Genomic DNA, 24,523 nt, shown 5'->3' on the forward strand with positions numbered 1-24,523 from the left:
ACTTCCCTGACCGGCGGATTGCCGTCGTGCGGCTGCATGACGGAACATCACACAGACCTGAACACCCGGGCCTTGTAATACTTTTCCGCGGCGAAGAATCTTAGTGCCAGCTTCCGCTGTTCTGTCTTGGGCCGCGAGTGCTCCCGTATTCGCACGTCGTCCCGGAGCGCCTCGAAAAGTGCACTTCAGGGTCTTCACCACACAGACAATACTGAAACTTGACACGGGGGTTCAAGAAATCATGAGTGTTCAGCTGATAGCTCCGGCATCGCAGGGAGTCGGCAGGCAGAAGACGAAGGAAGACACCGGACCCGGCCTCGAATTCCGAATACTGGGGCCGCTCGAAGTGCAGATGAACGGCAAAGGACTCACGGTGGGGGGGCCTCGGCAGCGGGCGGTTCTCTCCGCACTGCTGCTCTCCGTGAATCAGGTCGTGTCTTTCGATTCGCTGATAGAAAAGGTCTGGAACGGCCGCCCGCCGAGCACGGCCCGTACCCAGGTGGCGATCTGCATCGCCACACTGCGCAAGATATTCCGCAGCGCGGGCTGGGGCCAGGACACGATCATCACGGCCACTCCCGGATACATGCTCAGCCTCGCCGGCCACTCGCTCGACTCCCTGCGCTTCGAGCAACTCATCGCCCGGGCCGCCGAGTGGACGGCCAAGGACCGTCCGGCGGAGGCGGAGGGAGCCCTGCGGGAGGCGCTGGCACTGTGGCGCGGCCCGGCTCTCGGCGGTGTGTACGCGCCGTTCGCCGAGACCGAGGCGGCCCGCCTCGACGAGCAGAGGATGCTGGCCGTCGAGCAGCAGATGGAGCTGCGCCTCCAGCTCGGCGAGCACCAGGCCGTGCTCGGCGAACTCCAGGCGCTGGTCGGCGCCTGCCCGCTGCGCGACCGGCTGCGCTACTACCTGATGCTCGCCCAGTACCGTTCGGGCCGGCGTGCGGAGGCCCTCACGACATTCCGCGACGGGATGCGGCACTCCATCGAGGAGATCGGTCTCGAACTCGGCGCCGAGCTGCAGTCTCTCCACGACTCGATCCTGCGGGACGAATTCCCCCAGATCGCCGTTCCCGGCATTTCAGCGCCACGAAGAGAAAGACCCCAGCCGGTCCCGTGCCAGCTCCCGGAGAGCGACGCGTACTTCAGCGGACGCAGTCGTGAGCAGTGGCTCATGGATGACGCGCTGCTCAACGGTTCTGCGCAGAACGCATCCCCCGTCGCGTACATCACGGGAAGCCCGGGGATCGGAAAGACGAGCCTCGCCGTCAACTGGGCGCACCGGTCGGCGCACCGCTTCCCCGACGGACAGCTGTTCGCCGACCTCCGGCAGGGCCGGACCCTGGACCTGCTCCACCAGTTCCTTCGCCAGCTGGGAGCCGGGGAACCGCTGCCCACGGAGGTCCCGGAGGCCGCCGAACGCTACCGGGCGATGCTGGAGGGCAAGCGCGTCCTGGTCGTCCTCGACCACGCGTCGTCGTATTCCGGGCTGCGTCATCTGCTGCCCGGCAGCGGTGAGTACTGCGTGCTCATCACCGGACAGACCAACCTGGACGAACTCCTGCAGAGGTACTGCGCCCTGCGGCTGCGCGTCGGCCCGCTGTCCGACGAGGAGTCCCGGGATGTGCTGGCCGGCGTGCTGGGGGACGCCAGGGCCGAGGAGTCCCCCCGGGCCACCCGGCGGCTCAGCGCGCTGTGCGGGCACACTCCCCTGGCGCTGCGTGCCGCGGCGGCCAGGCTGCTCACCAAACCGCACTGGCAGGTGTCCGACCTGGTGCGCCGCCTGGAGCGCTCGGCCGACCGGCTGTCGGAACTCAGCATCGGCGAGGATTCACTGCGCGCCCGACTCGACTGCAGCATGGCCGAGTTGGACGCCGGCACCGCCCACGCCTACCGCCGGTTGAGCCGACTCGACGACGCCGACTTCGAGACCGCGGAGGCGGCGAAGGTGCTGGGCACGGATCTGCTGGACGCCGAGGACCTCATCGAGACCCTGGTGGACGCGCAGCTGCTGGAAGTGGTGGGCCGCGGCTCCTGGGGCGAGATGCGCTACCGGTGGCAGGAGCTGGTGCGACTGCACGCCTCGCACTCCCTGCGTGCCGCCCCGGGCTTCGCCGTGACCGCGTCGGCCGAGCCGGTCCAGCCGGCACCGGGCAGCGGCCCGGACAGCACGCCCGACCACGGCCCGTACGGACCACAGAGGGTGCGAACGGGCCGTAGCGTCGCGTGAGTGACGGTCAGGGGCATGCCGCCGAAAGCCGCCCCGGGCAGCACTGCGCCCCGTCGGATCACATCCGGCGGGGCGGCAGTGGCGCGGCGCGATCCGGCGGCGCGGGCGCGCCTGGTGCCGGGGCCGGCGCCGGGTCAGCTGTCGACGCTCATCGCCTCGACCAGGCTCCTGGGCCGCATGTCGGTCCAGTTCTTCTCCACGTACTCCAGGCAGGCCTCCCTGTCGGACTCGCCGAAGGCGACCGTCCACCCGGCCGGCACGTCCACGAAGGACGGCCACAGCGAATGCTGGCCCTCATCATTGACCAGCACGAGATAGCGGCCGTCTGCGTCTTCGAACGGATTGGTCACTTCGGATTCCTTCCGTGAACGTCGGCGGAGATTCTGCGCGGGCTGCGGCCCTTGCTTCCGACCTTGGCCAAGGTACTCAGCCCGCGTTTCCTTCCGATATCGATTCGTTTTGCAACCGGTGGCGTCCGGCCCTGTGCCGGTGCGGGACCATCGGCCCGTCAGGGCCGCGGGGTGTCCAGTTCCCGGATGCGGGCGCGCCCTGCCACGCCGAAGCGCAGGGTCTCCCGCAGCCGGACCGGGCGGGCCCCGTCCCCGGATCGGGCGACGTCGCGCAACTCCCGTGCCATGGCCTGTGCTTCGGCCGCCCAGTCGTCCAGTTGGTCGGCGACCGGGCCGGCGTTGGCGGTGAGGATCTCCGCCCACCGCTCGGGGTTGCCGTCCGCGGTCCTGGTGACGTCGCGCAGGTCCTGGCCGGCCAGCCGTACGGCCGACTCGTCGCCGCCGAGCAGGCGTGCCGCGACGAGGCTGGAGACGAGGTGCGGCGCGTGCGAGACGAGGGCGACCGCGCGGTCGTGGGTCTCGGGGTCCAGCAGCACCGAGACCGCCCCGCACAGCGCGACCAGTTCCAGTGCGCTGTTCAGGGCGAGATTGCCGGTGGACTCGGTCGGGGTGAGAGCCCAGGGCCTGCCGTCGAAGAGGTCGGCCCGTGCCTCCGCCCGGCCCGCTCCGCCGCCGACCACGGGTGCCCCGCTGACCAGGGAGGTCAGATCGCAGCCGTGTGCCCGGGCGTCCTGGTGCAGCCTCACCTTGACACCGGAGACATCCGTGTAGCAGCGGGCGGTGCCGCGTTCCTGGTGCTCGGCGAGCACCGGAGCGACGACGGCGGGCGGCACCGCGATCACCGCGATGTCGGCCTGCTGCGGGGGGTGCGCGGCGAACCCCGCGCCGCACTCCTCGCCGGCCAGCGCCGCCTCGGGGTCCGCGTCGATCAGGTAGGTGGTCACGCCGTGTCGCCGCAGTGCGAGCCCCACGGAGCGACCGATCAGTCCGGCGCCCACTATGACGGCGCTGCGCATGCGTCTCCCTCCCTCACCGTCGGCCCGACACGGCAGGCGCCGACCGGCTCCGCCAGGCGCCGGTCGGCGCGGAGCCGCGTCAGCCGAACAGCTTGACGGCCTGGTAGTAGGTCCAGGCCGTGCTGTTGCAGGCCGTGTGCTTCTCACCGGTGTAGGTGGCGCAGACGCGCTTCATGTCCTCGTGGAAGGCGCTGTCGATGCGGCTCTTGTTGGCGTCGAACTGGCCTGCCGCCCTGTAGTTGCGGTAGCCGAAGTCGTGCCGCGCGCAGGCCGTCTGGAAGGGGAAGCCGAAGGGGTTGTCGGGCGAGGCGGTGCAGTGGTCGGTCGACCAGTCGAACTCGTAGGCGGACCAGGCCCTCTGGTTCTGCCGGGCCGCGATCCACGCGTTCTGGCTCGACGCGCTGGTCTGGGTGAAGGAGGAGAGCACCTGCGGCTTGTCGGCGGGAGCCGCGTACGCGGGAGCGGCCGCCGCACCGAGCGCGAGCGCGCATCCGGCGGCGACCGTGAGGGTCGTGGTCGTACGACGACGCATGGAACAGCCTCCAGGGTGGGGTGAGGATCCGGCGCTCCCACCTTGGCGACGGCCGCTATGGGGCCCTTATCGCGCTGTTATCCGGAACCTGCTTCGGTACCGGGACCTGCCCCCGGGTACGGCGAAGGGGCCGCATGCCCCACAGGGCATGCGGCCCCTTCGCTTGTTCTGCCGGGGGATTGGTCCGGCCGGGGGCTGCCCCGGCGCAGCGGTGCTAGGCGTCGCGTCGGCGCAGGACGGCGGATCCGGCCAGGTACGCGGCGAGCGCCCACATCAGCAGCACCAGCAGCGCGGTTCCGCCGCCGTAGGGGTCGCTGTCCTGGGTGAGCAGTACGGTGCCGGCGACGCTCGGCATGTAGTCGGAGGCGGTCTCCAGCCACTTGGCGCCGACGACGCCCATCAGCTGGGGCAGTGCGAGCAGCACCATGATGAGGGTCGTGATGGTGCCGGCGGCGCTGCGCAGGACGGTACCGAGACCGATGGCCATGACCGCGAGGAGGGCGAGGTACACGCCGGCACCGAGCGCGGTACCCAGCAACTGGCCGCTGGTGTAGTCGCCGTGGTCGCCCATCAGGGGCGCGGCGACCAGAGTCCCCAGCACGCTGAAGACGAAGCCCGCGGCGACCACGACGGCCATGACGACCAGCGTCTTGGACCGGAGCATCCGGCCGCGGGCGGGGACGCTCTGCAGCGTGGTGCGGATGGAACCGCTGGAGTATTCGCTGGTGAGCGCGAGGGTGGCGAGCACCACCACGGTCAACTGGGAGATCAGGAAGGCCTGGGAGGCGTGGTAGGGGGCCGGCATGGTGACGTCGACGCCCTTCTGCGCGCTGGCGTCGGCCGACGCGCCGACCATCGCGGCGAAGCCCACGGTGAGCAGCAGGCCGACGGCGAGGTTCCACCAGGTGGCCCGGACGCTCCAGAACTTCGTCCACTCGAACGCCACGGCGCCCTTGAATCCACCACCCTTGACAGGGCCTGCGAGCTTGGGGGCGGTTGTCGTTGTCGTCATGTCGGGTTACGCCTTCTGGTGAGAAGCGGAGGTGATCTGGGAGAGCGTGGGTGAGCCGTACTCCACGCTGGCGGCGGTGAGCTCCATGTACGCCTGTTCGAGGCTGGCCTTGCGCATGCTCAGCTCGTGGACGGGGACACGGTGGTGGAAGGCCAGGTCGCCGATCTCCTCCAGGGTGCCGCCGACGACGAGGAGTTCCTCGGGCTCGGAGGTCGCGTCCTGTTCCACCCTCATCCCGAGCTGCAGCAGTTCACGTCGGAGCACGTCGGGCTGCGGAGTCCGGACCCGGACCGCGGTGAGCGAGCTGCCCGCGATGACCTCCTCGATGGGGGCGTCGGCGATGATCTTTCCTCGGCCGATGACCAGCAGATGGTCGGCGGTCTCCTGCATTTCGCTCATCAGGTGGCTGGAGACGAAGACCGTCCTTCCCTCCGCGGCCAGGGACCGCATCAGCTCCCGTACCCAGCGCACTCCGTCCGGGTCGAGGCCGTTGACCGGCTCGTCGAAGAGCAGCACCTCGGGATCGCCGAGGAGCGCCCCGGCGATGCCGAGCCGCTGGCCCATGCCGAGGGAGAAGGAGCCGATGCGCTTCTTCGCCACCTCCGTGAGGCCGACGGTCTGAAGGACCTCGCCCACCCTGGAGGCCGGGATCCCGTTGCTGCGGGCCAGGCCGAGCAGGTGGTGGTAGGCCGACCGGCCGGGGTGGCCGGCGCGGGCGTCGAGCAGTGCGCCCACCTCGCGCAGGGGGTGCCGGAGTTCCTCGTACCGCTTGCCTCCCACCAGTGCCCGTCCCGACGTCGGCGCGTCGAGACCGACGATCATCCGCATGGTGGTCGACTTGCCCGCACCGTTCGGGCCGAGGAAACCCGTGACCTTCCCCGGTTTGATCTCGAACGAGAGGTCAGAGACGGCCGTCTTGTCGCCGTACTTCTTGGTCAGCCGGTCCAAAGTGATCATCGCCTGGTGGCTCCTTCCAAAGTCACGTCCACAACGCTAGGGAGACGGCGGGCGCGGGACATCTGGCGAACGGCAACGACCGCATGCGACTTTCGGCAGGTTCGGAGGCACCGGTGCCTCTTGTAGCGTGCTGGGATGCAGCGATGGCAGGCCGTGCGCCGACGAACCGGACCGTTACTGAGGGCCCTTGGCTCCGAGCGGCCCTTGACCGGGCGTGGCGATCTGGTGCTGCTCCTCGTGCTCCTCGCGCCCTCCGCGTTCCCCACGCAGGAACTCGCGGCCACGTCGGCCGGCTGGGCGGCGGCCTGTCTGATCATCACGGCCGCGGTCGTGGTGCGGCGCACGGTCCCGCTGCTGTCCCTGCTGCTGGCGGCGCTCCTCGCCCTGTTCTACCCCTGGTTCGGTGCGAGCCTGTGGCCGGCGGCCGCGGCCGCGGTGCTGAGCTTCCTGGCGGGGCGCAGGCTGACCCGGCTGTGGCCCGCGCACCTGGTGTTCCTCTGTGTCGCGACGGCCGGGCTCCTCCTGGTCGGTGCCCTGGCCGACACCAAGGACTGGCTGAGCCTGCTGATGACCGAGTTCGCCTCCAGTGTCCTGCCCTGGTGGGCGGGCAACTGGTGGAGTCAGCGCACCGCGCTGGCGCACGCCGGCTGGGAACACGCCGAGCAACTGGAGTGGAAGCAGCGCTACATCGCCGACCAGGCCAGGCTCAAGGAGCGCGCCAGGATCGCGCAGGACATGCACGACTCCCTGGGGCACGAGCTGAGTGTGATGGCGCTGCTCGCCGGCGGTCTCGAGCTGGCCCCCGGCCTCCTCGAGCAACACCGTGCATCGGTGGGCCAGTTGCGGGAGCGGTGCACCATGGCCACCGAGCGCCTGCACGAGGTGATCGGGCTGCTGCGGGAGGACCCCACGCCGTCGCTGACCCCCGCCCACGAGTCGATCGCCCAACTCGTGCGCCGCTTCGAGCAGTCCGCCACACCGGTCGACTTCCACGAGGAGGGCACGCCCCCGAGGGCGGACGGGCCGCCGCAGCTGTCCGACCTCGCGGCGTACCGGGTGGTGCAGGAGTCGCTGACGAACGCGGCCAAGCACGCGCCGGGGGCCGCGATCACCGTGCGGGTGACCCACGGGAGGCGCGAGAGCGTGGTGTCGGTCGTCAACGAGCGGCCGGGGCACGGTGGGAGCGCGCCCGCGACGGGCAGCGGATCCGGACTGATCGGACTGGACGAGCGCGTCCGTCTCGCGGGCGGCACCCTGCGCACGGGCCCGCGCGCGGGCGGCTTCGAGGTGTACGCACGGCTGCCGCACACCGCGTCGGCGCCGTCACGGACGGCCGCGGGGCCGGGCCCCGACGCCGCCCGCCCACCGTCCGGCACCGCCGACAGCGACAGCCACGGCGACGGCCACGGCCACGGCGACGGGGGCGGCTCCGGCACGGGCGGTGGCGAAGCGGCGCCCGGGCGTGCCGTGCCCGCGCCTCCCGCGCCGAGGTGGAGCGCGTCGAGGGCCGCGCTGCTGCGGACCAGGGCCCGGCTGCGGCGCGACGCCCGGCGGGCCGCGCTGATCCCTGCGGTGCTCGGTGCGGCCATCCTGGCGCTTCTCCTGGGCCTGTACGTCTTCACCTCGGCGACCACCTCCATCTCCCCCGCGGGCTACGCCGGTATACAGATCGGTGAGACGCGCGCGGAGCTGGAGTCGGTGCTCCCGTCGCGGCGGATCAGGAAACCGCCGCCGGTCGTCACGGAACCGCTTGTTCCCGAGGGTGCCAGGTGCGAGTACTACCGGGCCGGCGCGAGCCCTCTGCACTTCACCGACACGATGTACCGCCTGTGTTTCCAGGATGATGTCCTGGTGGCCAAGGACACGCTCTGAGCACAGCACGCCCGGCGGCGGTCGCCCGCGGGGCCGATGAGCCAAACCACCAGGGAAGGATCGGATGATTCGCGTATTGCTCGCCGACGACGAGACCATCATCAGGGCCGGGGTGCGCGCCATCCTCACCACCGAGCCGGGCATCGAGGTGGTCGCGGAGGCGTCCGACGGGCGTGAGGCGGTCGAACTGGCCCGCAGGCACCGCCCCGACGTGGCGTTGCTCGACATCCGGATGCCGGAGATGGACGGCCTGACAGCCGCGGGTGAACTGCGCAAGACGAACCCGGACACCGGGGTGGTCGTCCTCACCACGTTCGGCGAGGACAAGTACATCGAGCGGGCGCTGGACCAGGGAGTGGCCGGGTTCCTGCTCAAGGCGTCCGATCCGCGGGACCTGATCTCCGGGGTGCGTGCCGTGGCGGCCGGGGGCTCCTGCCTCTCCCCGCTGGTGGCGCGCCGGCTGATGACCGAACTGCGCAGGGCCCCGTCGCCCCGCGCGGAGGTCTCGGGCGAGCGCACGGCCCTGCTGACCAGGCGTGAGCAGGAGGTCCTGGGGATGCTGGGCGCCGGACTGTCGAACGCGGAGATCGCCCAGCGGCTGCACCTGGTCGAGGGCACCATCAAGACGTATGTCAGCGCGATCTTCACGCAGTTGGAGGTACGCAACCGGGTGCAGGCGGCGATCATCGCCTACGAGGCCGGCCTGGTGAAGGACATCGAGCGCGGCGACTAGGGAATGCCCGAGGGGGCGGATCAGCTGCGCGCCTGGTCCTTGACGAAGCGGGCCAGCCGGGCCGCCCCCTCGGTGGCCTGGTCGGTGGTGAGGTAGCTGCAGGACAGCCGGATCTGCCGGTCCCCCGCGTCGTCAAGGTGGAAGTGGCGCATCGGCGTCCAGATGACACCGTATTTCTCCGCCGAGATGTCCAACGCGGCCGCGTCCGCGGCGAACGGGACGTCGAGCGTCAGGAAGAACCCGCCGTCGGGGTCGTTCCACCGCACCCCCGCCGACTCCGGTGCCCCGGGCCGCAGTTCGGCGGCGAGGGACTCCCGCAGACACCTCATGGTGGACTGGTAGTGGCGTGCCGAGGCCTTGTTCGCCGCCCGCAGCCCGCCGCCGTTCTGCAGCAGCAGCCCGGCGACCGCCGCCTGGCTCAGGCTGGAGGTGTTGACGGTGACCATGCTCTTGACCTTGGCCAGTTCGGCGGCGAGCAGCCCCGGTGCCCTGCCGTCCGCGCTCTCGACCAGCTGGTCGGCGACCACGAACCCGACGCGCGCGCCCGGAAAGGCGGTCTTCGCGAAGGAGCCGAGGTAGATGACGCGCCGCCGGGTGTCGAGGGACTTGAGCGTAGGCCGCCGCACCGTGCTGAACACGCCGTAGGGGTTGTCCTCCAGGAGCAGCAGCCCGAGCCGGTCCGCGGCGTCGAGCAGGGCGGTACGGGCCTCGCGGCCCATGCTGACCCCGGTGGGGTTGGAGCAGTCGGGCACCACGTACAGACATCGGGCGCGCCGGCCGCTCGCCTCGATCTCCCGTACGGCGCGTTCGATCCCCTGCGGATCCGGCCCGTGCGGGGTGCCGGGCACGGCGACGACGGGGATCCCGAGCAGGGCGGCCGCGCCGGTGACGCCGACGTACGAGGGGCTGTCGACGAGGAGCACGTCGTGGGGGTCCGTGAACAGGGCGCGGAGCGTGAGCAGGACGGCTTCCTGGCAGCCGACGGTCACCACCACGGACGCGGGGTCCACCGTCATGTCCTCGTCGATGTGGAGCATGCGGGCGACGATGTCCCTGATCTGTCCCGCGGTCTCGCCGTACTGGTAGAGCGCCGTGCGGACGCGTTCCTCGGAGTGGCCCTGCTCGCGCAGGTGGTCGAGGTAGGTCTCGATGAGTGCGGGTACGCGCGCGACGTCGAAGTCGCCTTCGTAGGGCCGTCCCGGGGCGAAGGAGATCGCCTGCGGATGGCGCAGGGTGACCTCGTTGAGGAAGGTCATCGTGTCGAGCAGCGGCGCGGACAGACTGGGGTGCAGAGCGGTCCGCGGCAGGATGCCGGTCCGGTCGGTGCTTCCCGGCGGGGTCGTCATGCGGGACTCCTGTCTGTGAACGGCGCGGTGTGCGGCGCGGTGTGCGGCGCGGTGTCCTCGGTGTGGGGGCGGCTGTGTCCCGGCAGGATGACGGTGTCCGCGCCGATGGTGCCGGGCGAGGCGTGGCCGGTGAGCACCATGGTGTCGGCGAACTCCGCGATCAGCAGGCCGAGCATCCGGTGCACGCCCTCGCTGCCGCCGGCGGCCAGGGCGTACAGCGCGGGCCGGCCGACGAACACGGCGCGGGCGCCGAGGGCCAGGGCGACCAGGATGTCGGCGCCGGAGCGGACGCCGCCGTCGAGGAGGACGGGGCAGCGGCCGCGCACGGCGGCCACCACCTCGGGCAGTGCCTCCAAAGTGGCCTGGACGCCGTCGAGTTGGCGGCCGCCGTGGTTGGAGACGATGATGCCCGCGATGCCCGCGGCCACCGCCGCCTGGGCGTCCCGCGCGGTGAGGACGCCTTTGGCGAGGACGGGCAGCCCGCTCAGGTCCCGCAGCCGTGCCACGGCGGACCAGTCCAGGCAGCGGTCGAAGGTGAGCCTGCTGTGCGCTGCGGGCGTCGCGCTCCCGGCGGCGGCCGACCCGGCCAGGTTGGCCGGGGTCACATGGGCGGGGACCGCGAAGCCGTTGCGCAGGTCGCGCAGGCGACGGCCGGTGAAGGGGGTGTCGACGGTGAGCACCAGGGCCTGGTAGCCGCTGTCGCGCGCACGACGGGCGAGGTCGAGCGTGGTCTCGGCGTCACGGAAGCAGTACAGCTGGAGCCACAGCGGGGCGCACGCCGCGCCGGCCACCTCTTCGAGTGTCCGGCTTGCGAAGGTGCTGACGACCAGCGGGAGTCCGAGCCGGCCCGCGGCGGCGGCCGTTGCCGTCTCGCCGTCCGGGTGGGCGAGTGCGTGGTAGGCCACGGGTGCGATGCCGACGGGCGCCGCCCAGCGGGAGCCGAGCACCTCGACGCAGGTGTCCGGTTCCTCGATGCCGGGCAGCGCCCTGGGGCGCAGCCGCACGGCGTCGAAGACGGCTTCGTTGGCGGCCAGCGTGCGTTCCCGGCCCGCGCCCCCGGCGATGAAGTCCCATACGTCGGGCGGCAGTTCGCGCCGAGCGCGCGCGGCGAAGTCGTCGAGTGTGAGCGGCTCCCGCTCGATGGCGGACGTCATCGACCGGCCACTTCCCGCTCCCTCTCGACGGCCTCGTACAGCGCCTTGATGTTCGAACTGCCGAAACCGCGCGCGCCGTTGCGCTGGATGTACTCGTAGAAGAGGGTGCCGCGCGGGTAGGGCGAGCGGGTGAAGATCTGCAGCAGGTAGCCCCACTCGTCGCGGTCCGCGAGGACGTTGGTCTCGCGCAGGTCGGCGATGGCGTCGGCCATGTCGCTGACGCGGTCGGTGAGCAGGTCGTAGTAGGCGCCGGGGGTGTGCAGGAAGGCCACGCCGCGGTCGCCGAGCGCGCGGACCGAACCGACGATGTCGTCCACGAGGAAGGCCATGTGCTGGACGCCGGGGCCGTTGTGGGCGTTCAGGAACTGGTTGATCTGGCCCGGCACCCGCGTGTCGTCGGGCTCGATGAGGGTGAAGGTGATGCCGCCGTCGGCGTTGCGCACCACGATGGAGTCCATCGCCTGGTCGCCCACCTCGATGTACTCCGAGGAGTAGAAGGGCATGTCGAAGGCGGCCTCGTAGAACTCGGCGGTGCGGCGCAGGGTGCCGGCTTCGAGGCAGACCGCGACGTGGTCGAGGGCGGGCCGGGGCGCCGCGGGGTCCGTGGCGGTCGGCAGGAGCGCCCAGTCCCGGTCGGGCGGCAGCTGTCCCGTCCGGTCGCCGGTCGCGGCGATCAGGGTGTGCCGGACGTCCCCGAATCCGGAGACGGCGGCGAACCAGGTGTCCTGGCCGCGCCGCAGCGAAGGGGCCGGCTGCTGCAGCGCGGTGGCGCCGGCGAGGACCGCCCGGTCGAAGCAGGAGCGGACGTCGTCACAGGCGAAGGCGATGTCGGCGATGGAGTCGCCGTGCTCCTCGACGTGCCGGGCGACGGCGGTTCCCGGCTGGAGCGCCTCGGTGACCACGAGGGTGACCTCTCCGCTGCGCAGCACGGTGGACCTGCGGTCGTGGGTGCCGGTGGCGGGGCCCGCAACGGCCAGGGGCACGAAGCCGAGGCTGTCGATGAGGAAGCCGGCGGCGTCCCGGGCGTCCGTGACATACAGCTCGGCGTACGCAATGGCACTGGGCGGCATGGCGGCTCTCCAATGAAAAGAAAGGGAGAAACGCGGGAGCGCCCGTCGGGAAAGACGGCTCCCGGAATTCTCGATCAGGGAAAGAAATGCGCGTGTCTACACTCTACAAATCGCTCGTATACCCTCGCTATCGGCTGGATATCAAGCTCCCTACCTGCGGTTATCTACTTGGATAAGTATGTTGACCAGCTCCTTGGAACCTTGCTAGCGTCCCGGTTCACCCTTAATTCAATGCCACTCGAGCGGCGCCTCGATTATTTTTCTGCGCGGCATGAAAAGGCCGGGGGTTCCGGCGGAAGATTGTGAGGAGACAGGTGTCTGAGCTCTCGTCCATTCGGCACGTCCTGACCAGTGCGCAGCACGAGGTGTGGCTCGCGCAGCAGCTGGACCCGCGAGGCGCGCACTACCGGACCGGCTCCTGCCTGGAGGTCGACGGCCCGCTGGACCACGCCGTACTGAGCGCGGCCCTGCGGCACACGGTGGCCGAGACGGAGACCCTCTGCTCCCGCTTCCTCACCGACGAGCAGGGACGCCCGTACCGCGCGTACTGCCCCCTCGCGCCGGAGGGTTCGGACGGGACCGAGGGCCCGGACGGGGTGCCGTACACCCCTGTGCTGCTGCGGCACTTCGACCTCACCGGGCACGAGGACCCGTACGCCGAGGCGATCCGCTGGATGGAGCGGGAGCGCGCGACGCCGGTGGCGCTCGACCGGCCGGGTCTCAGCAGCCACGCGCTGTTCACGCTCGGCGCCGGCCGGCACCTGTACTACCTGGGCGTCCATCACATCGTGATCGACGGCACCAGCATGTCCCTGTTCTACGAGCGGCTGGCCGAGGTGTACCGGGCGCTCACGGCCGGGAGCGAGGTGGCGCCCTGCTCCTTCGGCGACATGGACCGGCTGGCCGCCACCGAGGAGACCTACCGCGCCTCCGCCCGGCACGCCGAGGACCGCGCCTACTGGACCGGGCTGTTCGCCGACCGCCCCGAGCCGGTCTCCCTGACCGGCCGCGGCAGCGGGCTCGTGCTGGCGCCCACCGTGGCGAGCCTCGCCCTCGGCCCGGAGCGCACGGGTGTGCTGGAGCGGGCCGCCGAGGCGACGGGCTCCGCCTGGGCGCGCGTGGTGATCGCCGGCGTGGGCGCCTTCCTGCACCGGATGACGGGCGCCCAGGACATCGTGCTGTCCGTGCCGGTCACCGGCCGGTACGGCGCCAACGCCCGCACCACGCCCGGCATGGTCTCCAACCGGCTGCCGCTGCGGCTGACCGTACGCCCGGGCCAGACCTTCGCCCAGCTGATCGAGACGGTGTCCGGCGCCTTGCGCGGCCTCATGGCGCACAGCCGGTACCGCGGCGAGGACCTGAACCGCGAACTCGGCGGCTCGGGCGTGCTCGCCCCGACGGTCAACGTCATGCCCTACAGGCCCGTCGACTTCGGCGGACCGGTGGGTGTGATGCGCAGCATCAGTTCCGGCCCGACGACCGACCTGAACCTCGTTCTGACCGGCACCCCCGACTCCGGGATCCGCGTCGACTTCGAGGGCAACCCCCAGGTGTACGACGCCCGGGACCTGACCTCCCTCCAGGAGCGCTTCGTCCGGTTCCTCGAAGACCTGGCGGCCGACCCCACCGCCCCCCTGGACCGGGCCGTCCTGCTCACGCCGGACGAGCGGCACCGCATCCTCACGGAGTGGAACGACACCGCGCACGAGGTCGCCGACGCGACGCTGCCCGGGCTGCTCGCCGCGCAGGCCGCCCGCACACCGGACCACGAGGCCGTCGCGTACGGGGGAAGCTCGCTGACGTACGCCGAACTGGACGCCCGCGCCCAGGAGTTGGCCGGGAACCTGATCGCCCGCGGAGCCGGCCCGGAGCGCTTCGTCGCGGTCGCCGTCCCCCGGTCGACACACCTCGTCGTCGCCCTGCTCGCCGTGCTGAAGTCGGGGGCGGCGTACGTCCCCGTCGACCCCGGCTATCCGGCGGACCGCATCGCGCACATCCTGCACGACGCGGGCGCCATGCTCGTCCTGACCACGTCGGACACCGAGGAGCGGCTGCCGGACGACGGCACCCCCCGGCTGGTCCTGGACGCACCCGCCCCGGCCGCGGCCCCGGAGCCCACCGGGACACCGGCGCCGGCGCTCGATCCGCGCCACCCCGCCTACGTCATCTACACCTCCGGGTCCACCGGCCGGCCCAAGGGTGTGGTGATCTCCCACCGGTCGATCGTCAACCGTCTGGCCTGGATGCAGCACACCTACGGCCTCGACGCCTCCGACCGGGTGCTGCAGAAGACCCCGTCCGGCTTCGACGTGTCCGTGTGGGAGTTCTTCTGGCCCCTCGTCCAGGGCGCCACGCTGGTCGTCGCGCGGCCCGAGGGCCATCTGGACCCGGCCTATCTGGCCGACGTCGTCCGGCGCGAGGGCATCACCACCCTCCACTTCGTGCCGTCGATGCTCGACGTGTTCCTGCGCGAGCCCGCCGCGGCCTCACTGACGGGCCTGCGCCGGGTCTTCTGCAGCGGCGAGGCCCTCTCGGCCGAGCTGCGCACGCGGTTCCAGGCCGTCTCGGACGTCCCGCTGCACAACCTGTACGGGCCCACGGAGGCCGCCGTCGACGTGACGTACTGGCCGTGCGCCGAGGACTCGGGCACCGGCCCGGTGCCGATCGGCCGCCCGGTGTGGAACACCCGGATGCGGGTGCTCGACGCCGCGCTGCGCCCGGTGCCCGCGGGTGTGCCGGGCGAGCTCTACATCGCCGGTGTCCAGCTCGCCCGCGGCTACCTGGGCCGCCCCGGCCTCAGCGCCGAGCGCTTCACCGCCGACCCGCACGGCGCGCCGGGCAGCCGGATGTACCGCACGGGCGACCTCGCGCGCTGGAACCACGACGGCAGCCTCGACTATCTCGGCCGCGCCGACCAGCAGGTCAAGCTGCGCGGCTTCCGCATCGAACTCGGCGAGATCGAGGCCGCCCTCGTCCGGCAGCCGGAGGTCGGCCAGGCCGCGGTGGTGCTGCGCGAGGACCGGCCCGGCGACCAGCGCCTCGTCGCCTACACCGTCCCCTCGGGCGCCACCGGGGCCGGTTCCGCGACGCTCACCGCCCGGCTGCGCGAGCTGCTGCCCGACTACATGGTCCCGTCGGCGTACGTCACGCTGCCTGAGCTGCCGGTCACGCCGAACGGCAAGCTCGACCGCAGGGCCCTGCCCCTGCCCGCCCGCACGGAGCGCTCCGGCGGCCGGGCACCGCGCACCCCGCGTGAGGAACTGCTGTGCACGCTGTTCGCCGAGGTCCTCGGGGTGGACACGGTCGGCGTCGACGACGGCTTCTTCGAGCTGGGCGGACACTCGCTGCTCGCCACACAGCTGATCAGCCGTATCCGCACCGCCCTCGGGGCGGAGCTGTCGATCCAGCGGGTCTTCGAGTCGCCGAGCGTGGCGGAGCTCGCCGTGGCGCTCGACGAGACCGACCGGGCCCGCACGGCGGTCGCCGCACGGCAGCGGCCCGACCGTCTCCCGCTCTCCTTCGCCCAGCGACGCCTGTGGTTCATCCACCAGTTCGAGGGCCCGTCACCGCTGTACAACATCCCGGCCGCGCTGCGGCTCACCGGCCGGGTGGACGGCGCCGCCCTCGCGGCGGCGATCGGTGACGTGGTCGCCCGGCACGAGAGCCTGCGCACCGTCTTCGCGGAGGACGAGCACGGACCGCACCAGGTGATCCTCTCCCTGCAGCAGGCGGCGCCCCGTCTGGAGATCGTCGACAGCGACGCGGAGCGGCTGACCGGGGACATCGCCCGGACGGCCCGCCACCCCTTCGACCTCACCGGTGAAGTGCCGTTGCGGACCGCGCTGTTGCGGGTGGCACCGGACGAGCACGTGCTGCTGCTGGTGCTGCACCACATCGCCGGGGACGGCTGGTCGCTGGCCCCGCTCGCCCGTGACCTGGGTGCCGCCTACGCCGCCCGGCTCGGCGGCGCGGCCCCCGACTGGGCGCCGCTGCCGGTGCAGTACGCCGACTACACGCTCTGGCAGCACGAACTCCTCGGCGCCGACGGGGACATCCACGGCGAGGGCGCCCGGCAGCTCTCCCACTGGCGCGAGGCACTGGCCGGCCTGCCGGAGCGGCTCGAACTGCCCACCGACCGGCCGCGTCCCGCCCGGCGCGACAACGCCGGGGACCGGCTCGACCTGACCGTGCCCGCCGCACTGCACCGCTCGCTGGCCGGGCTGGCCAGCGAGACCCGGACCAGCGTGTTCATGGTGCTCCAGGCCGCGCTCGCGGGGCTCCTGACGCGGCTCGGCGCGGGCGAGGACGTACCGATCGGCTCCACCATCGCGGGGCGCACCGACGCGGCCGTGGAAGACCTGATCGGCTTCTTCGTCAACACGCTCGTGCTGCGCACGGACACCAGCGGCGACCCGACCTTCCGCGAGCTCCTCGGCCGGGTCCGCGCCACCGACCTGGCCGCCTACGCCCACCAGGACGTGCCCTTCGAGCGGCTGGTCGAGGCGCTCAACCCGGACCGCGGCACATCCCACCACCCGCTGTTCCAGGTGGCGCTGACCTTCGACACCACCCAGCAGGACGCCCTGGGCGAGCTGGGCCGGCTGCCCGGCGTCAGCGCGACGCGGATGCCCGTGCACACCGGCCTGTCCAGGTTCGACCTCGTGTTCGCCTTCGACGAGAACCGCGACGCCGAGGGCGGACCGGCCGGGCTGGACCTCGCGGTGGAGTTCAGCACGGAGCTGTTCGACGCCGGGACCGTCCGCGCCCTCACCGAGCGGCTGGTGCGGCTCCTCACGGAGGTCGTCGCGGAGCCCGACGTGCGCCTGGGCGACATCGACGTCCTCGTCCCCGGCGAACACCACGCGCTGCTCGTGGCCGCCAACCGGCCGGACTCCTCCAGCGCCCTCGGTGAGCCCGTCACGCCCGTCACGCCTGTGGCGGCCGGGGCGGCCGTCGAGCCCGTCGTGGCCACGCTGCCGGAACTCTTCGAGCAGCAGGCGGCCCGTCACGCCGGCCGCACGGCGCTGACCTTCGAGGGCACCTCCCTGTCGTACGGCGAGCTCAACGCGCGGGCCAACCGCCTCGCCCGGCTCCTGGTCGCCCGCGGGATCGGCCCCGACGCGCTGGTCGCGCTCGCGCTGCCCCGGTCGGCCGAACTGGTCGTGGCCCTGCTCGCCGTGGTCAAGTCGGGCGCCGCCTATGTACCGCTCGACCCCGGCTACCCGGCCGACCGGCTCGCCCACGCGCTGTCCGACGCGGCGCCCGCGGTGCTGCTCACCGACCGCGACACCGCCGGGCGGCTGCCCGCCCACCAGGTGCCCCGCATCGTCCTCGACGGCCTCGACGGCCTCGCGGAAACGGACGGCGGCGGCGACGGGACGGACGCGTACCGCTCGGACGACCTCGCCCAGGGCGAACGGGTCAGGCCGCTCGACCCGCGGGACACCGCGTACGTCATCTACACCTCGGGCTCGACGGGACGGCCCAAGGGCGTGGCGGTGCCGCACCGGAACGTCGTGCGGCTCTTCTCCGCCACCGAGCACTGGTTCGGCTTCGACGAGCGGGACGTGTGGACCCTCTTCCACTCCTACGCGTTCGACTTCTCCGTCTGGGAGCTGTGGGGGCCGCTCCTGCACGGCGGCCGGCTCGTCGTCGTACCGCACGCCGTCAGCCGGGACCCCGCCGCGTTCCTGGCCCTTCTCGAACAGCAGCGGGTCACCGTCCTGAACCAGACACCCTCGGCGTTCTACCAGCTGGCGGCGGCCGACCGCGAGCAGCGGCCCGAACTCGCCCTGCGCTGCGTGGTGTTCGGCGGCGAGGCGCTCGACCTGTCGCGCCTCGCGGACTGGTACGAGCGGCACGCCGAGGACGCCCCGCTCCTGGTCAACATGTACGGCATCACCGAAACCACCGTCCACGTCTCCCACCTGGCGCTGGACCGGGTCACCGCTGCCGCCGCCTCGGCGAGCACCATCGGCGTCAACATCCCCGACCTGCGGGTGTACGTCCTCGACGACCGACTGCGCCCCACCGCGCCCGGCGTCACCGGGGAGATGTACGTCGCCGGGGCGGGCCTCGCCCGCGGCTACCTGGGACGCCCGGGCCTCACCGCGGACCGCTTCCCCGCCGACCCCTACGCCGCGCTCTTCGGCGAGACGGGCACCCGGATGTACCGCACGGGCGACCTGGCCCGGCGCCGGAGCGACGGCGGCCTCGACTACCTGGGGCGCGCCGACCAGCAGGTGAAGATCCGCGGCTTCCGCATCGAGCTCGGCGAGATCGAGGCCGTGCTCGCGGCGCACCCCTCGGTCGACGACGTGACCGTGGTGCCGCGCGAGGACGTCCCGGGCGACCTGCGGCTCGTCGCGTACGTGGTGACCGGTGCCGACGTCAGTGCCCGCGCGCTCCACGACCATGCCGCCGCCCAGCTGCCGGACCACATGCTGCCCTCGGCGTTCGTCACCCTGGACGCCCTGCCGTTGACGCCCAACGGCAAACTCGACAGCAGGGCGCTGCCCGCCCCCGCCCACTGCGGGCAGGTCACGGGACGCGCTCCGCGCGGCCCGCGCGAGGAGATCCTGTGCTCCCTCTTCGCCGAGGTGCTCGCGGTTGCCCGGCTGACCATCGACGACAACTTCTTCGACCTCGGCGGCCACTCGCTGCTCGCCACCAGGCTGGCCGGCCGCATCCGCACCACCCTGGGCGTGGAGCTGTCGGTGCGCCAGCTCTTCGAGACACCCACCGTCGCCGGCCTGTCGGCGGCCCTGGAGCGGGCGGAGCACGCCAGGACACCGCTGACGGCCGGCGCGCGCCCCGAACGGCTGCCGCTGTCGTACGCACAGCAGCGGCTGTGGTTCCTGCACCAGCTCGAAGGCCCCTCCCCCACCTACAACATCACCGGTGCGCTGCGGCTGACCGGCGGGCTCGCCCCGCAGGCGCTGCGCGCGGCCTTCCAGGACGTCATCACCCGCCACGAAAGCCTGCGGACCGTGTTCGCCGAGGACGAGCGGGGCGCCCGGCAGACCGTGCTCGACGCCGCCGGCGTGCGCTTCGAGCTGCCGCTGACCGACACCGTCGAGGAACGACTCGGCGGGCTCCTCGAAGAGGCCGCCCGGCACTGCTTCGACCTGCGCACCGACATCCCGGTGAAGGCGGAGCTGTTCCGGCTCTCCGGCGCGGAGCACGTACTGCTGCTGATGGTCCATCACATCGCCGGTGACGGCTGGTCCCTCGGCCCGCTGATCCAGGACCTCGCCACGGCGTACACGGCCCGCGCGGCCGGTCGCGCCCCCGACTTCACGCCCCTGCCGGTGCAGTACGCGGACTTCGCGCTGTGGCAGCGCACGTCGCTCGGGGACGCGTCCGACGCCGCCGGCCCGGCCGGCCGTCAGCTCGCCCACTGGAAGCAGGCCCTGGCCGGTCTGCCCGACCGGCTCGACCTGCCCGCGGACCGGCCCCTCCCGGCCGTCGCCTCGCACCGCGGCGCCCGTGTTCCGCTGACCGTCCCCGCCCGGCTGCACGCGGGCGTGACGGAGCTGGCCAGGGAATCCCGCACCAGCGTGTTCATGGTGCTCCAGGCGGCGCTGGCCGCCCTGCTGTCCCGGATGGGGGCCGGTGACGACATCCCTGTCGGCACGCCGGTGGCGGGACGGACCGACGACGCCCTGGACCAGGTCGTCGGCTTCTTCGTCAACACCCTGGTACTGCGCACCGACACCAGCGGCAACCCCACCTTCCGCGAGCTGCTCGACCGGGTGCGGGCCGCCGACCTGACCGCCTACGACCACCAGGAGCTGCCCTTCGAGCACCTGGTGGACGTCCTCAGCCCGACCAGGTCGCTCTCCCACAACCCGCTGTTCCAGGTGCTGTTGAGCCTGGACACCACCCAGCAGGACGCGCTCGCCGCGCTGGCCGCGACCGGCCTGGACGTGACGCTGCTGCCCGTCGCCACCGGGATCTCCAAGCTCGACCTGGCCTTCGAGATCGCCGAGCACCGCGACGCCCAGGGCGCCCCCGCCGGACTGTTCGGCGCGGCCGAGTACAGCACCGACCTCTTCGACGAGGACACGGTCGGCGCCCTGGTGGACCGTTTCCTGCGGCTCCTCGACGCCCTGGTGGGCGACCCCGGGCGGCGTATCGGTGACGTCGACGTCCTCAGCCGCCAGGAGCTGGACCGCGTCCTGGTCGAGTGGAACGACACGGCGCGCGAGCCGGTCGGCCGGACCTTCGCCGAGTACGTCGAGGGCCATGCCGCCGAAGCACCGGAGCGCGTCGCGGTCGAGTTCGACGGACAGGTCCTGTCGTACGGCGAGCTGAACGCGCGGGCGAACCGGCTGGCCCGCCGCTTCCTCGAACTGGGCGCGGGCCCCGAGGAGTTCGTGGCGATGGCCCTGCCGCGCTCGGCCGACCTGGTCGTCTCGGCGCTCGCCGCCTTCAAGGCGGGCGCGGCCTATCTGCCCGTCGACCCCGCGTACCCCGCCGAGCGGATCGCCCATCTCGTGAAGGACGCCGCGCCCGCGCTGCTCCTCACCACGTCCGCCGGCGCCGCCGGGCTCCCGGACACGGCCGCACCCCTTCTCCTGATCGACAGCGACGAGACCGCGGCGGCCGTCGCCCATCTGCCCTCGCACGACGTGACCGACGCGGAACGCCCGACGCCGCTGCTCCCCGAGCACCCGGCGTACATGATCTACACCTCCGGCACCACGGGCCGGCCCAAGGGTGTCGTCGTCACCCACACCGGTCTGCCGGGCCTGGCCGACATCTTCACCCGCGACTGCGGGGCCGGGCCGGGCAGCAGGATCCTGCAGCACCTCTCCCCGAGCTTCGACGCGTCGTTGTGGGAGCTGGCGATGGCTCTCCTCACCGGCGCCACCCTCGTCGTCGCGCCCCGGGCAACCACGCCGGGGCCCGAACTGGCCGAGCTGGCGACCCGGTACGAGGCCACCCATCTCAGCCTGACCACCTCCGTCCTCGGGCTCCTGCCCGAGGGCTCGCTGCCCGACGGGCTCACCCTCGTCGTGGGCGCGGAGACGATCCCGCCCGAGCTGGTGGAGCGCTGGTCCGGCGGCCGTACGATGCTCAACTCCTACGGCCCCACGGAGACCACGGTCTGCTCGACCATGAGCGGTCCGCTGTCCGGGCCGCTCACCCCGCCCATCGGCTCCCCCGTCGCCAACACCGCGGTGTACGTGCTGGACGCCGCGCTGCGCCCGGTCGCCCCCGGTGTCCCCGGCGAGCTCTACGCGGCCGGCCCGCACCTGGCCCGCGGCTACCACGACCGCCCCGCGCTCTCCGCGGAGCGGTTCGTGGCCAACCCGTTCGGGGCGCCCGGCACCCGGCTCTACCGGACCGGTGACCTGGTGCGCTGGCTGCCGAGCGGTGAGCTGGAGTACCTGGGACGGATCGACACCCAGGTCAAGATCCGCGGCCTGCGGATCGAGCCGACCGAGATCGAGACGGTCATCACCGAGCGTCCGCACCTGGCGAGGGCTGCCGTGATCGTGCGGGAGGACCGGCCGGGCGACCGCCGGCTCGTGGCGTACGTCGTACCCGAGCACGGTCACACCCTGGACGCCGCCGCGCTCCGCGACGAACTGCGCGAGACCCTGCCCGACCACATGATCCCGACCGCGTTCGTCGGCCTGGACGCCCTGCCGCTGACGATCAACGGCAAGCTGGACCGCAAGGCGCTGCCCGCCCCCGACTACTCCGCGCGGACGTCGGGGCGCACCGCACGCAACCCGCGGGAGCGGCTGCTGTCCGAGCTGTTCGCCGACGTCCTCGGGGTGGAGTCCGTCGGGATCGACGACGGCTTCTTCGACCTCGGCGGGGACAGCATCCGATCCATCCAGCTCGTCGGCCGGGCCCGCGCGGCGGGTCTCGTCCTGTCGGTGCGCGACGTCTTCGAACACCAGACGCCCGCGCTGCTCGCCGAGTCGGCCACGGCCGGACCCGACACGGACCACGCCCGGCAGCAGGGCGCCGACATCCCGGCCCACGGGCCGGCCCCCCGCACTCCGATGATGGCCTGGTTCGCCGAACTCGGCTCCGACGTGGCCGAGTTCAACCAGTCCCTGGTGCTGCGGGTGCCGGCCGCCCTCGACTTCGAGGCGCTCGGCGCCGCTGTGCTGACGGTGCTCGACCACCACGACGCCCTGCGCATGCGGGTGGCCGGCGACTGGACGATCCAGGTTCCCCCACCGGGTTCCGTGGCCGTGGCCGACTGCCTGACCCGGTACGACGCCGTGGGCCTCGACGACTTCGACGTCCGGTCCGCGGTCACCGAGCAGGCGCGTGCGGCCCGTTCGCGGCTGGCCCCGGCAAACGGCCGTATGCTCCAGGCCGTCTGGCTCGACCGGGGTGCCGACCGGGACGGTCTGCTCGTGCTCGTCGCCAACCACCTGGTCATGGACGGCGTCACCTGGCGCATCCTCATACCCGACCTGGCCGCCGCCTGCGCGGGCGACCCGCTCGCCCCGGTGGACACGCCGTGGCGGCGGTGGGCGCTGTCCCTCGCGGACCTCGCCGAGGAACCGCGCGTCGAGGCGGAGCTCGACCACTGGCGTTCGGTGCTCGCCGACACCCCGCGCACCCTGCGCCTCGACCCCGCGCGGGACACCCACGCGAGCGCGGGCGAGATCACCGCCGAACTCGACGCGGACCTCACCGAGGCCCTGCTCACCTGGGTTCCCGGCGTCTGCCACGCGACGATCAACGACGTCCTGCTGAGCGCCTTCGCGCTCGCCGTCGCCGAGTGGCGGCGCGGCCGCGGCGAGGACCCCGACGCGCCCCTCGTGGTGGACCTGGAGAGCCACGGACGCCACGAGGACACCGTGCCGGGCGCCGAACTCAGCCGAACCGCGGGCTGGTTCACCGCCATGTACCCGGTCCTGCTCGCACCGCCGGCCGCCCCCGCCACCGACGGCGACGCGCCGGCGATCCGGGCGCTGAAGACCGTCAAGGAGCAGCTGCGCACCGTACCCGGCGACGGCATGGGCTACGGCCTGCTGCGCTACCTCAACCCCCGTACCCGGACCACGCTCGCCGGGTTCCCGGTGCCCGAGTTCGGCTTCAACTACCTCGGGCAGCTCGGCCAGGGCGGCGCCCACGAGACCCCCTGGAGCATCGAGGGCGGCGATGTCGCGGGCATCGACGGCGCCATGCCGCTGGCCCACCCCGTGGACCTCAACGCCGTCGCCCACGAGACGCCTTCGGGTACCCGGCTGCGGGCGCGATGGACCTACTCCCGGACCCAGCTGGAGCCCGAGGACGCCCGGCGTCTGGCCGACGCCTGGTTCCGGGCGCTGAAGCAGCTCGTCGAGGAAGCACGCCTCCCCGGCGCCGGCGGGCTCACCCCGTCGGACCTCACCCACGCGGCCCTCGACCAGGGCGAGATCGACCGCCTGGAGCGCCTCGTCCCCGCCGCCCAGGACATCCTGCCGCTCGCCCCCCTCCAAGAGGGCTTCCTCTTCCTCAACCTGTACGACGAGAACGCCCGTGACGTCTACGTGGGCCAGCTCGCCTTCGACCTGGAGGGCACGTTCGACGGTGCCCGGATGCACGCCGCGGCGCGGGCCCTGCTGCACCGGCACGCCAACCTGCGCGCCGGGTTCCGGCAGACCGCCTCGGGCGCATGGGTGCAGGTGGTGCCCGCCGACGTCGAACCCCCCTGGCGGGAGGCCGACTTGACCGGCCTGCCCGCCGACGAGCGGGAGGCCGAGGCCGACCGGCTCGCCGCCCAGGACCGGGAGCGCCGCTTCGACCTGACGAGCCCGCCGCTGATGCGGTTCACGGCGATACGCCTGTCCGACGACCGGGTCCGGCTGGTGATGACGAACCATCACATCGTGCTCGACGGCTGGTCGATGCCCTTGCTCTGGCAGGAGCTGACCGAGCTGTACGCGTCCGGCGGCGACCCCTCCGCCCTGCCCCGCGTTCGTCCGTACCGCGACTACCTCACCTGGCTCGACGCCCGCGACCGGGACGCCGCCCGGGAGGCCTGGCGGACGTCCCTCGCCGGCCTCGACCAGGCCACCCTGCTCGCCCCGGACGCCGGTCCGGTCGACTCGGCCCCGCTGGGCGTCGCCTTCGGCCTGGACGCGAAGGCGACGGCGGAGCTGTCGGCGTGGGCGCGGGGCCAGGGCGTCACGATGAACACGGTGGTGCAGGGTGCCTGGGCGCTGGCCCTGGCCCAGGCCACCGGCCGTGACGACGTCGTCTTCGGCGCCACCGTCTCCGGCCGCCCCCCG

12 protein-coding genes are annotated in these 24,523 nt (G+C 72.5%); 4 read left to right on the forward strand and 8 right to left on the reverse strand.

What is annotated here, in order from left to right; genetic code table 11:
• Nucleotides 1-241: 241 nt before the first annotated feature.
• Complete coding sequence (locus P1P70_RS05730) at nucleotides 242-2,230, forward strand: AfsR/SARP family transcriptional regulator (protein ID WP_319235108.1); 1,989 nt, start codon at nucleotides 242-244, stop codon at nucleotides 2,228-2,230.
• Between the two features lie 134 nt (nucleotides 2,231-2,364).
• On the opposite strand, the gene P1P70_RS05735 is transcribed toward P1P70_RS05730, so the two are convergent.
• From P1P70_RS05735 to P1P70_RS05755, 5 genes are all read right to left on the reverse strand, one after another.
• Nucleotides 2,365-2,580, reverse strand: a complete 216-nt coding sequence (locus P1P70_RS05735; RefSeq protein WP_030250624.1) for an MbtH family protein — start codon at nucleotides 2,578-2,580, stop codon at nucleotides 2,365-2,367.
• A gap of 158 nt (nucleotides 2,581-2,738) precedes the next feature.
• The gene (locus P1P70_RS05740; RefSeq protein ID WP_319235112.1) at nucleotides 2,739-3,596 is read right to left on the reverse strand and encodes a prephenate dehydrogenase; all 858 of its coding nucleotides are present in this window, start codon (nucleotides 3,594-3,596) and stop codon (nucleotides 2,739-2,741) included.
• A 79-nt stretch (nucleotides 3,597-3,675) separates the two neighbouring features.
• Nucleotides 3,676-4,128: a phospholipase gene (locus P1P70_RS05745; RefSeq protein WP_319235114.1), complete on the reverse strand. Its 453-nt coding sequence runs from the start codon at nucleotides 4,126-4,128 to the stop codon at nucleotides 3,676-3,678.
• Nucleotides 4,129-4,342: 214 nt separating this feature from the next.
• Nucleotides 4,343-5,140 carry an ABC transporter gene (locus P1P70_RS05750; protein WP_319235116.1) on the reverse strand — a complete coding sequence of 266 codons (798 nt, stop codon included), beginning with the start codon at nucleotides 5,138-5,140 and terminating at the stop codon, nucleotides 4,343-4,345.
• A 6-nt stretch (nucleotides 5,141-5,146) separates the two neighbouring features.
• A complete protein-coding gene (locus P1P70_RS05755; RefSeq protein ID WP_319235118.1) occupies nucleotides 5,147-6,097 on the reverse strand; it encodes an ATP-binding cassette domain-containing protein in 951 nt (316 codons plus the stop codon).
• Between the two features lie 204 nt (nucleotides 6,098-6,301).
• Here P1P70_RS05755 and P1P70_RS05760 point away from each other — a divergent pair, with 204 nt between their 5' ends.
• A complete protein-coding gene (locus P1P70_RS05760; RefSeq protein ID WP_319235119.1) occupies nucleotides 6,302-7,969 on the forward strand; it encodes a sensor histidine kinase in 1,668 nt (555 codons plus the stop codon).
• A 64-nt stretch (nucleotides 7,970-8,033) separates the two neighbouring features.
• Nucleotides 8,034-8,702: a two component system response regulator gene (gene absA2 / locus P1P70_RS05765; protein WP_319235121.1), complete on the forward strand. Its 669-nt coding sequence runs from the start codon at nucleotides 8,034-8,036 to the stop codon at nucleotides 8,700-8,702.
• Between the two features lie 20 nt (nucleotides 8,703-8,722).
• Here the strand turns inward: absA2 and P1P70_RS05770 are convergent, their stop codons facing one another.
• The 3 genes from P1P70_RS05770 to hppD are packed head-to-tail and all read right to left on the reverse strand — an operon-like array spanning nucleotide 8,723 to nucleotide 12,272.
• On the reverse strand, nucleotides 8,723-10,048 hold the full coding sequence (locus P1P70_RS05770; protein ID WP_319235123.1) for a PLP-dependent aminotransferase family protein: 1,326 nt from the start codon (nucleotides 10,046-10,048) through the stop codon (nucleotides 8,723-8,725).
• A complete protein-coding gene (locus P1P70_RS05775) occupies nucleotides 10,045-11,202 on the reverse strand; it encodes an alpha-hydroxy acid oxidase (protein WP_319235125.1) in 1,158 nt (385 codons plus the stop codon). Before P1P70_RS05775 ends, P1P70_RS05770 begins: the two co-directional genes overlap by 4 nt.
• Entirely contained in the window at nucleotides 11,199-12,272 is a 1,074-nt protein-coding gene (gene hppD, locus P1P70_RS05780) for a 4-hydroxyphenylpyruvate dioxygenase (RefSeq protein WP_319235127.1), read from the reverse strand. Before hppD ends, P1P70_RS05775 begins: the two co-directional genes overlap by 4 nt.
• A 314-nt stretch (nucleotides 12,273-12,586) precedes the next feature.
• Between hppD and P1P70_RS05785 the strand changes: the two genes are divergently transcribed.
• A partial coding sequence (locus P1P70_RS05785; RefSeq protein ID WP_319235128.1) for a non-ribosomal peptide synthetase occupies nucleotides 12,587-24,523 on the forward strand: 11,937 nt, incomplete at its 3' end.

The sequence above is a fragment of the Streptomyces sp. MB09-02B genome, assembly GCF_033794485.1.
Lineage (GTDB): Bacteria > Actinomycetota > Actinomycetes > Streptomycetales > Streptomycetaceae > Streptomyces.

Bases quoted from the DNA above. Each gene is read 5' to 3' on its own strand.
- P1P70_RS05730 (WP_319235108.1), top strand. From the start codon at position 242: ATGAGTGTTCAGCTGATAGCTCCGGCATCGCAGGGAGTCGGCAGGCAG.
- P1P70_RS05740 (WP_319235112.1), bottom strand. From the start codon at position 3,596: ATGCGCAGCGCCGTCATAGTGGGCGCCGGACTGATCGGTCGCTCCGTG.
- P1P70_RS05745 (WP_319235114.1), bottom strand. From the start codon at position 4,128: ATGCGTCGTCGTACGACCACGACCCTCACGGTCGCCGCCGGATGCGCG.
- P1P70_RS05750 (WP_319235116.1), bottom strand. From the start codon at position 5,140: ATGACGACAACGACAACCGCCCCCAAGCTCGCAGGCCCTGTCAAGGGT.
- P1P70_RS05755 (WP_319235118.1), bottom strand. From the start codon at position 6,097: ATGATCACTTTGGACCGGCTGACCAAGAAGTACGGCGACAAGACGGCC.
- absA2 (WP_319235121.1), top strand. From the start codon at position 8,034: ATGATTCGCGTATTGCTCGCCGACGACGAGACCATCATCAGGGCCGGG.
- P1P70_RS05770 (WP_319235123.1), bottom strand. From the start codon at position 10,048: ATGACGACCCCGCCGGGAAGCACCGACCGGACCGGCATCCTGCCGCGG.
- P1P70_RS05775 (WP_319235125.1), bottom strand. From the start codon at position 11,202: ATGACGTCCGCCATCGAGCGGGAGCCGCTCACACTCGACGACTTCGCC.
- hppD (WP_319235127.1), bottom strand. From the start codon at position 12,272: ATGCCGCCCAGTGCCATTGCGTACGCCGAGCTGTATGTCACGGACGCC.